Origin of the sequence: Sphingobium sp. MK2 (genome assembly GCF_040170545.1) — a bacterium.
GTDB lineage: Bacteria > Pseudomonadota > Alphaproteobacteria > Sphingomonadales > Sphingomonadaceae > Sphingobium.
Map to the genome: position 1 here is coordinate 54,312 of NZ_JAZDXA010000021.1, position 10,549 is coordinate 64,860.

A 10,549-nucleotide genomic window follows, 5' to 3' on the forward strand; every position below is an offset into this window, starting at 1 on the left:
GGCTGAGCTTGTCGAAGCCCTTTGCTGAGCGGAGCGAAGCTGCTTCGACTTCGCTCAGGGCGAACGGGTTTGCACCTAAATAACCAGATTCACCAGACGATCCGGCACGACGATGATCTTCTTCGGCGTCGCGCCATCCAATATCCGCATGACATTGGGGGCCGCGAGCGCGAGTCGCTCCAGTTCGTCTTTCGCCGTCCCCTTGGGCACGGTGATGGTGTCGCGCAGCTTGCCCATCACCTGGCAGGCAATCGTCACTTCATCATCGACCAGCAAAGCCGGATCGACCGTGGGCCAGGCGGCATCGGCGATCAGGCCGGTTTCGCCCATATCGGCCCAGGCTTCTTCGGCGAGATGCGGCGTCATCGGCGCGACCAGCAGGGCCAGCGCGCGGATAGCGGCGTTGCGCGATGCGGACGGCGCGGCTTTCTCAACCGCGTTGGCCAGTTCATAGATTTTGGCGACCGCCTTGTTGAAGGACAGCGCCTCGATATCCCTGGCGATACCGTCGATCGTCTGGTGCAGCTTGCGGTCGAGCGCCTTGTCCGTGCCTTCCGCCCCGGCCTCGATCTGGCCAAACAGACGCCACAAGCGGTTGACGAAGCGCCACGATCCCTCGATCCCGCTTTCGGTCCAGGGCAGGTCGCGTTCGGGCGGGCTGTCCGACAGCATGAACCAGCGCACCGCGTCCGCGCCATATTGGGCGATGATGTCATCGGGATCGACGACATTCTTCTTGGACTTGGACATTTTGACGACGCGGCCAACCTCGACCGGTGCCTTGTCCGCGATCAGGGTCGCGCCATCGGCAGCCCGTTCGATCTCGCCCGGCGCGAAATAAACCGGCGGCAAGCCCTCGCCCTGCTCCCGGCTATAGGTCTCATGCGTCACCATACCCTGCGTGAACAGGCCAGTGAACGGCTCGGCAAAGCCCAACTGCCCCATATGCTGCAAGGCGCGCGTCCAGAAGCGCGCGTAGAGCAGGTGCAGGATCGCATGTTCGACCCCGCCAATATATTGGCCCACCGGCAGCCATTTTTCGACCGTCGCGCGGTCGAACGGCTTGTCTTTGGGCTGGCTGGCGAAGCGGATGAAATACCAGCTCGAATCCGCGAACGTATCGAGCGTGTCGGTCTCGCGCACCGCCGCCTTGCCGCAATTGGGGCAGTCGACATGCTTCCAGGTCGGGTGCCGGTCGAGCGGGTTGCCCGGAATGTCGAAGGTCACATCGTCGGGCAGCACGACCGGCAACTGATCCTTGGGCACCGGCACCGCGCCGCAGGTCTCGCAATGGATCACCGGGATCGGTGTGCCCCAATAACGCTGGCGCGACACGCCCCAGTCGCGCAGGCGGAATACGGTCTTGCCCGCGCCCCAGCCTTCGCCTTGCGCCCGCGCGATGACGGCAGCCTTCGCGTCCTCCACGCTCATGCCGTCCAGGAAGCGGCTGTTCACCAGCCTGCCCGGCCCGACATAGGCTTCGTTATGGATCGGCTTGGCTTCGTCGGCCTCCGCAGCCACGACACGTTCGACGGGCAGCATATATTTGCGCGCGAAGTCGAGGTCGCGCTGGTCATGCGCGGGCACGCCCATCACTGCGCCGGTGCCATAATCCATCAGCACGAAGTTCGCGATGAACACGGGCAACTGCCAGTCGGGATCGAACGGATGCGTAACGGTCAGGCCGGTGTCGAAGCCCAGCTTCTCCGCCGTTTCCAGCTCGGCCGCGGTCGTTCCGCCCGCCTTGCACAGATCGATGAAGGCCTGCGCGTCCGGGCTTCCGGCCGCAACCTGCTGCGCAACAGGATGATCGGCGGCGATCGCGACGAAGCTGGCGCCGAAGATCGTGTCGGGCCGGGTCGAATAGACCTCGATCGCTTGGTCGAACGGCGCAACCGGCTTGAAATGGAATTGCAGGCCGACCGACTTGCCGATCCAGTTTTCCTGCATCGTCCGCACCTTTTCGGGCCATTGGTCGAGGCCTTTCAGCCCTTCCAGCAGATCATCGGCGAACTGGGTGATTTTCAGGAACCATTGGGACAGCTTGCGCTTCTCGACCGTCGCACCCGACCGCCAGCCCTTGCCGTCGATCACCTGCTCATTGGCCAGCACGGTCATGTCGACCGGGTCCCAATTGACCGCGCTTTCCTTGCGGTAGACGAGGCCCGCCTCCAGCATGTCCAGGAACAGCGCCTGTTCATGGCCATAATAATCAGGGTGGCAGGTCGCGAGTTCGCGGCTCCAATCCAGCGCAAAGCCCAGTTTCTTGAGCTGCGCCTTCATGTTGGCGATATTCTCATAGGTCCATTTGCCGGGATGAACCTTTTTCTCCATCGCGGCATTTTCGGCCGGCATGCCAAAGGCGTCCCAGCCCATCGGGTGCAGCACTTCATGCCCCGTCATCCGGCGGAATCGCGCCAGCACGTCGCCCATCGAATAGTTGCGGACATGGCCGATATGGATGCGGCCCGACGGATAGGGGAACATCTCCAGCACATAGCTGCGCGGCTTGTCCGACATATCGTCGGCCTTGAAGCTCTGCTTCTCGTCCCAGATCGCCTGCCAGCGGGCGTCGGCCTCCAGCGGATTGAAGCGCCTTTGCATGTTCACGTCCTACCCAAATGCGAGGGGGCTGGGCCTTTGCAAGCCCAGCCCCGAACCGTCAAAAAACAAGGGCGGTGCCTGCGCGCCGCCCAAGCGAAGAAGAATCAGCCGCCAATCGACGTGCGGCGCAGGTCGCGGGCCTTGGTCAGGATCACCTCTTCCAACTTCTGCACGGTCGCCGCCTTGACCGGCGCGTCGAGCCATTGGCCATTCTGGCTCACCTGGCGGCTGGCCGCGACGCGCAGCGCGTCGGCGCGCAGATCCTGGTCCAGGATCGACACGGTCAGCTTCATCCGCTCATTGGGGCTGTTGGGGTTGGCATACCAATCGGTCACGATGACGCCACCGTTCGAATCGGTCTGCACCAGCGGCATGAAGGAAATCGTGTCGAGCGCCGCGCGCCACAGATAGGCGTTGACGCCGATCGTCGTCACCTTCGACGCGGCGAGGTCCGCCTTGGGCCGACCCTTTGACCCGCCACCGCAGGCGGCCAACGGCAGAAGCGCGACCAGCAACAGGCCGGCGGAAACAGGAGCGGGTAGACGGCGGACCATCAGGCATGTCCTAGCTTGAAAATGACGAAAAACAGGCTGCTTCTATAGTGGCCGTGCAGCGTTGGGCAAGGGGCGCTGCGTCGGGACGCGGCGATCCTCGTTTCGGCGCACTACCGCTGCCGTTCGAAACTCTGTGTGTTCCTTGCAACAGCTCCGACAAAAAGCCCTGCTCCCCCTAGCCAATGGAGGCTTTCCGCGTGTAGAGCGTTACACATAACAAGTGAATGGGGGCGAGAATCGGGTCATGCGCGTGAAAAGGGGACATTTAGCGTTGGCGGGAGCGGCACTGACCGTGACCGGCTTCATGCTGTCTCCTGCGATCGGCGCAGTGAGCAAGCTCGTTAAGATGCAGATCGACGCGCCCGTGTCGCTCGGCGCGCTGGGCAGCATCTCTTCCTTCACCCCCACGACCAAAGACCCCCGGCTGGCGGCCGCTTATGCGAAAATCGCAGCATCGGCCAGCCGCGAAGGCTTCCGCTTCACGCCGACCAGCGGTTCGCTGAGTGGCGAGCGGTCGATCACCGTGATGGTCCGTGCCAGCAGCGAGCGTGTTCCCGTGACTCGCACGATCGACCCGATCGACATCAAGCCGGTCGCGTTCAGCCTGAACGGTGCGCAGAACTGGCGCAAATTCGCCCTGCCCGAATCAGTGGGCCGCAAGGCGCTTGACCCCGTGCCGGTCGAAACCATGGTCGATGCCAAGAATTTCTCTCTGAACGAGAATAAGAAGGATCGCTTCAGCACCAAGATGCTGATCGAAACCCGTCGCGATGCCGTCGCCGCTGCGCCCACGACCGCCACGGAGAAGGATTATTCGCTGGATCTCGCCAGCTCTTATTCGCTGACGCGCAACCTGAACGTCACGGCGGGCGTGCGTTACAATAATAATGGCGTGGGCCGCCTGACCCCGATGACCGACGACCGGCAGGACAGCCAGGCCGTCTATCTGGGCACCATCTTCAAATTCTGATCGGCCTGCGGGTTGGGTGAAGGGTCGGCGGTTGATCTGATGGTCAACCGCGCCGGCTGATTCGTCCTTTCAGAATTGGCGTTTTATGTCAGACCGTGATCGTGCGCGATCTGCGAACCAGCCCGTCAATGCGGAAATGGTGATGGCAGGCACAGCTAACACACACAGATAAAGAACACCGACCGCCCACAAGGTGCCGGTGCCATTGTTTATCCATAGGATGGGAAGCTGGGCGAAGGTAAGCAACAACCCTGCCGACCAGCTATGACCTCTGCATAACCACCCAGCTACCCCAGACAGCGCCAGCGAGACGGGATACCAAAGCGTCCAGTAATCACCTGCGTCCCACGGTTCCCGGACACCTGTAACCTGGCATATAACCTGCCAGTAAAGCCCGCCCAGCAGGCATAGAGCGGCTATTTGAAGCAAGCGCATCGACACGGACGCATATTCTCACATCCCGGACCACCTGCCAATGTCGGCTACACCGATGCAGGACGCGCCTGAGCCGATCAGACACCACCACCCACCAACCCATCAATCGCCGCCCAGCCATCCGCCCCGATGCCGCGCAGCATGCGCCGATGTCCCGGCTTGACCCCGCCGAGCGCCATTACCGGCACGTCAGCCTGCCGCGCCAAGGCGGCGAAGCGTGCCCGCCCCAGACACCCGGCCCCCGGATGCGACCGGGTCGGGAAGAGCGGCGATACGAATAGCAGGTCCGCCCTGCCCCGCCGCGCCGCCAAAACCTCCCGCACATCATGCGCCGCCATGCTGTGCAGCATTGGCCGCACCACTCGCCGCGTGTCGCGCCCGTGCCAGCCATCGGCCCGCCACGCGGCCGCCGTCCGCCCCTCGCCCGCCAGCAGCAGCACCAGCCGCCGTCGGCGCGCCAGAACGCGCACCGCGTCGAACAACGCACGCCGCGCCTTTTCCCCGGTCCTATAATGTCGGAACACTATGCCCGCGCGCCCCTTGGGCAAGCGCGCAACCGCCACCAGCAACGCCGCGTCCGCGACCCGCTCATCGGTCATCAGCCAGATCGTCGGCAGTTTTTTGCGGTGGCGGCGGGTCATGACCCTGTCCTATAGCAGCGCGCATGACGACCGACAGCCCGCAAGCCGCCCTCCGCCTCTCCGCCCTGCGCGACGCCATTGATCGGGCTGCGCGCCTGACCGATCGCAGCGGCGACGATATCACCCTGATCGCGGTGTCCAAGACGCAGAGCGCCGACGCCATCCGACCGCTGATCGCGGCGGGGCAGCGGGTGTTCGGCGAAAATCGGGTGCAGGAAAGCCAGGAGAAATGGCCCGCCCTGCGTGAAGAGCATCCCGACATCGCGCTGCATCTGGTCGGTCAGTTGCAATCCAACAAGGCGGCCGATGCGGTCGCGCTGTTCGATGTTATCCACAGCCTCGATCGCCCCTCGCTCCTGATCGCGCTCACCAAGGCGATGGACGCAGCGGGCAAGCGCGTCCCCTGCTATATCCAGGTCAATATCGGCGCGGAGGCGCAGAAGGGCGGTTGCGCCATCGCCGACGTACCCGCGCTGATCGCCGCCGCGCGCGATGCGGATATCCCCCTGCTTGGCCTCATGGCCGTCCCGCCTGCGGATGTCGAACCCGCCCCCTATTTCGCGCTGCTCGCAAAAATGGCGCGGGAGGAGGGCCTCCCGCGCCTGTCGATGGGCATGTCAGGCGATTATGAAACCGCCATCATGCTGGGCGCGACCGATATTCGTGTCGGCACCGCCCTGTTCGGCGATCGTCCAACCCCCGCCCGCCCTGTGCCCAAGAGCGGGCGGGGTATGATCAGAAACTCCCCCGCAACGTGATGCCATAGGTGCGCGGTTCGGCGAGGTAGGCGGAGATGAGTTGGTTGGCCATCGGTGCGCCTTGGGCGAACTGGCCCGTGGTTGATGTCGCCGGGCTGCTCGACTGGAGCGGGCTGCTGAACGCCACCTGGGTATAATCCTGGTTGAAGATATTCTGGCCCCAGAATTCGATCGCCCAGCGCTGGTTCGGCCCCCGCAGCCCGACGCGGGCATTAACGACAGTGAAGGATTCCTGCCGTTTTTCGGGGAACAGGTCGGACCCGGTGTTGAAATCGCTGGTCATACGGCCATCGACATAGAAGAGCGCGGACAGGCCGCTCGATCCCAGTTCCGGGGTCCATGCGGCACTGGCAGTGGTCACGATCTGCGGCGCGTTGGAGTTGATTGATCCGGGCAACAGGAACAAGGCGGGATCGAGCGGCACACGGCCATCGCCGCTGCCCACCAGCCGGTTGGCGAACTTCGCCTGGGCATAGGTGAAGCCGCCCGTCACGCGGAAGTTGCGCGCCGGTGTCGCGCCCATTTCCAGTTCGACGCCCTGGCTGATCAGCCCCGGCCCGACATCGCCACTGTCGCATGTGCGGGCGGCGGACAGCGCGCTGTCACAGCCATTGATATTCTGCACGACAAAGCTGGTGCCGTTGAAGGTGTTGAGCTGGAAATTCTTGAACTCCTGCCGGAAGGCGGCAATGTTCGCGCTCCATTTGGGCTGGCTGAATTTCAGCCCGATTTCAAAGGCATCGACCTTTTCTGCGGCAAAGCGCAGGCTGGTGACGTCCGCATTACTGCGGGGCGAAAAGACCGCCGGAATGGCATTGAGACCGGTCGATCCCAATTGGAAACGATCAAGATTGAAGCCGCCTGCCTTATAGCCCCTGGAATAGCTGCCATAGAGCAGCAGGTCGTTCGTCGCCTTCCAGGACAGGACTCCCGTGCCCGACAATTCGCCATCGGTTATCTTGTCGTTGAGGTCGAGCGCATTGAGCGTGGTCGACGCATTGCCCAGGCACCCCAGGGTCAGGATACCGCCCGCCAGTGTCGCCGCGCTGCCCAGCGCCGGATTGGTCGCGATGCCCGGCAGGGCGGACGCCTGCAATGCGGCGCAGGTCGCGTTATTATTGTTGAGATCGGCCGAGAAGCGCTTGCTTTCGCGAGTGTAGCGCAGCCCAAGCGTCAGATCGAGCCGGTCGGTGAGGTGGACGATATTATGGGTGAAGATCGCCCAATTCTCGCTCTTCTGGCGATAGATCGACCCGGTATCACCCGTGCCCGACGGAATGGCGGCCAGCGCGCGCAGGCCATTACCGAGACCCGTCGAGATCGCGCCCGCCTGTCCGGCTGCCACAGGAGCGGGCAGACCCGCGCCGATCAGCGCCGCCGTCAACCCGGCGTTGAGATTGGCCTGCGTCCCCGCGATCAGCGGCTGGGTGGCAAGGCCACTGCCACAGGCGGCGAGTTGCTGCGCGGTGAAATTGCTGTTCACGCTGGCACCGGCCATCAGGCGGCAGGCGGCAAAACGGCCATAGTCCGCACCGAAGCGGATATTATCCTGCAAGGTCAGCCGTTCATTGGCATAATAGCCACCGACCAGCCAGTCGAGGGCGTCGCCAAAGGCGGAACCCTGTGCGCGGAATTCCTGCGTGAAGGTCTTGAACTGACGATAGGTGTTGGGATCGCGGTAGAGCAGGTCGGCGCGATTATAGTCATAATCGCCATGGTCGCTCGACTTATAATCGCGATAGGCGGTGATGCTGGTCAGCTTCACCCCGCCCAGATCATAATTGATCTCGCCCGATACGCCCCAATCCTTCAACTTGCTGACATAGTCACGGCCCGGCGTGATGGTGAGGTTGCGATCATAGGGGTCGGCAGCGATCACGCTGCCCTGCCCTGCCAGGATCGCGGCGATGCGGTTGAACGGCGCATCGGTATAGCCGCCGCCTGCGGCCGGGCGACGTTCGCGCGCTTCGGTATAGGCCGCGCCGCAGCAGCTTTCATCGCGGTTGGTGTAATCGCCGATCAGGCGGATCGACAGATCGTCATTCGGCTCGATCAGTGCCTGGCCGCGCAGGAAATAGCGATTGCGATCATTGGTGTCACCCACCTTCGCGCCGCTTGCATCGACCAGATTGTAGAAGCCGTCGCGCTTGGACCATACCCCATCGAGGCTCAGCGCAATGCCGTCCGCCACCGGCCCGGTGACGCGACCCGACAGGCGCCAATAATCATAATTGCCATAGGTGATTTCGCCCCGCGCGCTGAACGTCTGTTCGGGGGCCTTGCTGATGATGTTGATGAGGCCCGCCGATGCATTGCGGCCGAACAGGGTACCCTGCGGCCCGCGCAGCACTTCGACCCGCTCGATTTCGCCCAGTTCGTTGAGGCCTGCGCCGGTGCGCGAGCGATAGACACCGTCGATGAACACAGCGACCGAGCTTTCAAGGCCGGGATTGTCGCCGACCGTGCCGATACCGCGAATGCGCGCCGATGCATTGGCTTCGGAGCCGGTGGAGGAAACGAGCAAGGAAGGCGCAAGCTGGTTGAGGGTGCGGATGTCGCTCGCGCCGCTATTCTGCATCGCTTGCGCGCTGACGGCGGACACGGCGATCGGCACATCCGACAGCGGACTGGCGCGGCGGGTGGCGGTGACGATGATTTCCGCCGAATCCTGTTCGTCGGCCGCCTGTGGTGCCGCAACATCCTGCGCCTGCGCTCCGGTCGCACTCATGACGAGCGCAATCACCGCAGCGGTCGATGCCCAAAGGCTCTTGTTGGTCATGATGGTCAATCCTCTCCTGCCCGCGCGGCTTTTTGCCGGGTCGGGACGTGCGGGTGATTATGCTGCCACAGCAGCGTTAAGGCAATAGAGCCTAGCTTTTCTGCGCTTTTTTGCAGATGCGATGGCAGAATATTCATGCCCTGTTGCCTAATGGCAACGGCTTAATTTCCGGTTTCCGTAGCGTCGCCTTACGATAACGGAAAGCGGAGCATTCGGTCCGCAACGGGCACCAGCGCGGCTGCACCCGGCCCCACGGCCCGGCGAATCTCGCCATGACCTGCATCCAGCCCGCCCGTGAGCGCGCCGAGCGCAGGCAGAATCAGCTTGGTTTGCGACGCGACGAAGCAGCGGCGCGCCACATGCCGCCCGCGCAGCGACAGACGCAACTTGGGATGAAAATGGCCGGATATTTCGGGCCGAACATCCTTGGGTGCCGCTTCATGCCGCAGCCAGATTCCTCCGACCTCCGCCTCGGCGACCCGGCGGCCCCCCGGCATCGCCGCCACGCCGACATCATGATTGCCGGTGATCCAGGTCCAATCCAGCCGCTGCGTCAGCGCATCCAGTCGCGCGCGCGCCTGCGGGTCCAGCCGCGCCGCGCCATCGGCATCATGGAAACTGTCGCCCAAGGACCAGACCGCCCGCGCGCCGGTCCGCGCCACCAGTGCCTCGATCACGTCCAGCGTCGCCTGGCTGTCATGGGGGGGCAGGAACTGGCCGAAGCGAGCATACCAGCTCGCCTTCTCGAAATGCAGGTCGGCGACCAGCAGCGCTCCGTGCAAGGGCCAGAATAGCGCGGCTTCCGGCAGGGCCAGAAAGTCGCGCCCCGCGAACGAAAGGGGAACCATGGCCCAGCCTATGCGCCTGTCCGTGCCCGCTTTCAAGAGGCGGCGCAAAGCCCTATAGGCCACCCCCATGTCCTATACCGTCGCCGCCCTTTATCGCTTCGCTACCTTTGCCGACCCCGACGCCATCGCCGCCGATCTGCGCACGCGCTGCGCCGATCTCGGCACCTGCGGCACGCTGATCGTCGCGCGCGAAGGCATTAACGGCACGGTCGCGGGCAGCGCCGATGCGATCGCGACGCTGGTGGCCCATATCCGCACCCTGCCCGACTGCGCCGACCTCGACGTCAAATATTCTGCCGCCAACAGTGCGCCCTTCGCCCGCATGAAGGTGAAGGTGAAGCCGGAGATCGTCACGCTGGGCGTCGGCGACCTTGATCCCGCAAACCAGGCAGGCACGCATCTCGACCCCGCCGAATGGAATGCGCTGATCGCCGATCCCGACACGATCCTGATCGACACGCGCAACGCCTATGAGGTCGCGATCGGCACGTTCGAAGGCGCGATCGACCCGGAAACCCGTGCCTTTCGCGACTTTCCCGGCTGGTTCGACGATTTCGCGCAGGGACTACGCGATCAGGGCCGGACGCCCAAGATCGCAATGTTCTGCACCGGCGGCATACGCTGCGAAAAATCCACCGCCCTGGTGAAGGCGCGCGGCTTCGATGATGTCTATCATCTCAAGGGCGGCATCTTGCGCTATCTGGAGGAGATGCCGGAGAGCGAGAGCCGCTGGCAGGGCGATTGCTATGTGTTCGACGAGCGGGTCGCGGTGGGCCATGGCCTGAAGCTCGGCGACTATAGCACCTGTCGCGCCTGCGGTCTGCCCTATCCCAACGATGCCGAGCATGAATGTGCGGCCGATGCGTCAGGCGCCTGGCCGCACCGAGGCTAAAGCCGGATGACTCGAAGTTGAATCGTCATTGCGAGCGCAGCGAAGCAATCCATCGTGGTGCCGATGGA

Annotated in this window: 8 protein-coding genes; 3 read left to right on the top strand and 5 right to left on the bottom strand. The window is 63.7% G+C overall.

Going from position 1 to position 10,549, the window contains the following annotated elements:
- Positions 1-75 precede the first annotated feature (75 nt).
- Together leuS and V2I08_RS11715 are read right to left on the bottom strand one after the other, a co-directional pair.
- Complete coding sequence (leuS, locus tag V2I08_RS11710; RefSeq protein ID WP_349635272.1) at positions 76-2,604, bottom strand: leucine--tRNA ligase; 2,529 nt, start codon at positions 2,602-2,604, stop codon at positions 76-78.
- Between the two features lie 104 nt (positions 2,605-2,708).
- A complete protein-coding gene (locus tag V2I08_RS11715) occupies positions 2,709-3,158 on the bottom strand; it encodes a DUF3576 domain-containing protein (RefSeq protein WP_310225623.1) in 450 nt (149 codons plus the stop codon).
- Between the two features lie 244 nt (positions 3,159-3,402).
- On the opposite strand from V2I08_RS11715, the gene V2I08_RS11720 reads away from it, so the two are divergent.
- On the top strand, positions 3,403-4,128 hold the full coding sequence (locus V2I08_RS11720) for a hypothetical protein (protein ID WP_349635264.1): 726 nt from the start codon (positions 3,403-3,405) through the stop codon (positions 4,126-4,128).
- A 512-nt stretch (positions 4,129-4,640) separates the two neighbouring features.
- On the opposite strand, the gene V2I08_RS11725 is transcribed toward V2I08_RS11720, so the two are convergent.
- On the bottom strand, positions 4,641-5,204 hold the full coding sequence (locus V2I08_RS11725; protein WP_349635265.1) for a thiamine phosphate synthase: 564 nt from the start codon (positions 5,202-5,204) through the stop codon (positions 4,641-4,643).
- Positions 5,205-5,227: 23 nt separating this feature from the next.
- Between V2I08_RS11725 and V2I08_RS11730 the strand changes: the two genes are divergently transcribed.
- On the top strand, positions 5,228-5,962 hold the full coding sequence (locus tag V2I08_RS11730) for a YggS family pyridoxal phosphate-dependent enzyme (protein ID WP_349635266.1): 735 nt from the start codon (positions 5,228-5,230) through the stop codon (positions 5,960-5,962).
- Here the strand turns inward: V2I08_RS11730 and V2I08_RS11735 are convergent.
- Together V2I08_RS11735 and pdeM are read right to left on the bottom strand one after the other, a co-directional pair.
- The gene (locus V2I08_RS11735; RefSeq protein WP_349635267.1) at positions 5,940-8,741 is read right to left on the bottom strand and encodes a TonB-dependent receptor domain-containing protein; all 2,802 of its coding nucleotides are present in this window, start codon (positions 8,739-8,741) and stop codon (positions 5,940-5,942) included. The genes V2I08_RS11730 and V2I08_RS11735 overlap by 23 nt on opposite strands.
- Before the next feature lie 188 nt (positions 8,742-8,929).
- Complete coding sequence (pdeM, locus tag V2I08_RS11740) at positions 8,930-9,589, bottom strand: ligase-associated DNA damage response endonuclease PdeM (protein WP_349635268.1); 660 nt, start codon at positions 9,587-9,589, stop codon at positions 8,930-8,932.
- Between the two features lie 67 nt (positions 9,590-9,656).
- Here pdeM and V2I08_RS11745 point away from each other — a divergent pair, with 67 nt between their 5' ends.
- Positions 9,657-10,481, top strand: a complete 825-nt coding sequence (locus V2I08_RS11745; protein ID WP_349635269.1) for a rhodanese-related sulfurtransferase — start codon at positions 9,657-9,659, stop codon at positions 10,479-10,481.
- Positions 10,482-10,549: the final 68 nt, after the last annotated feature.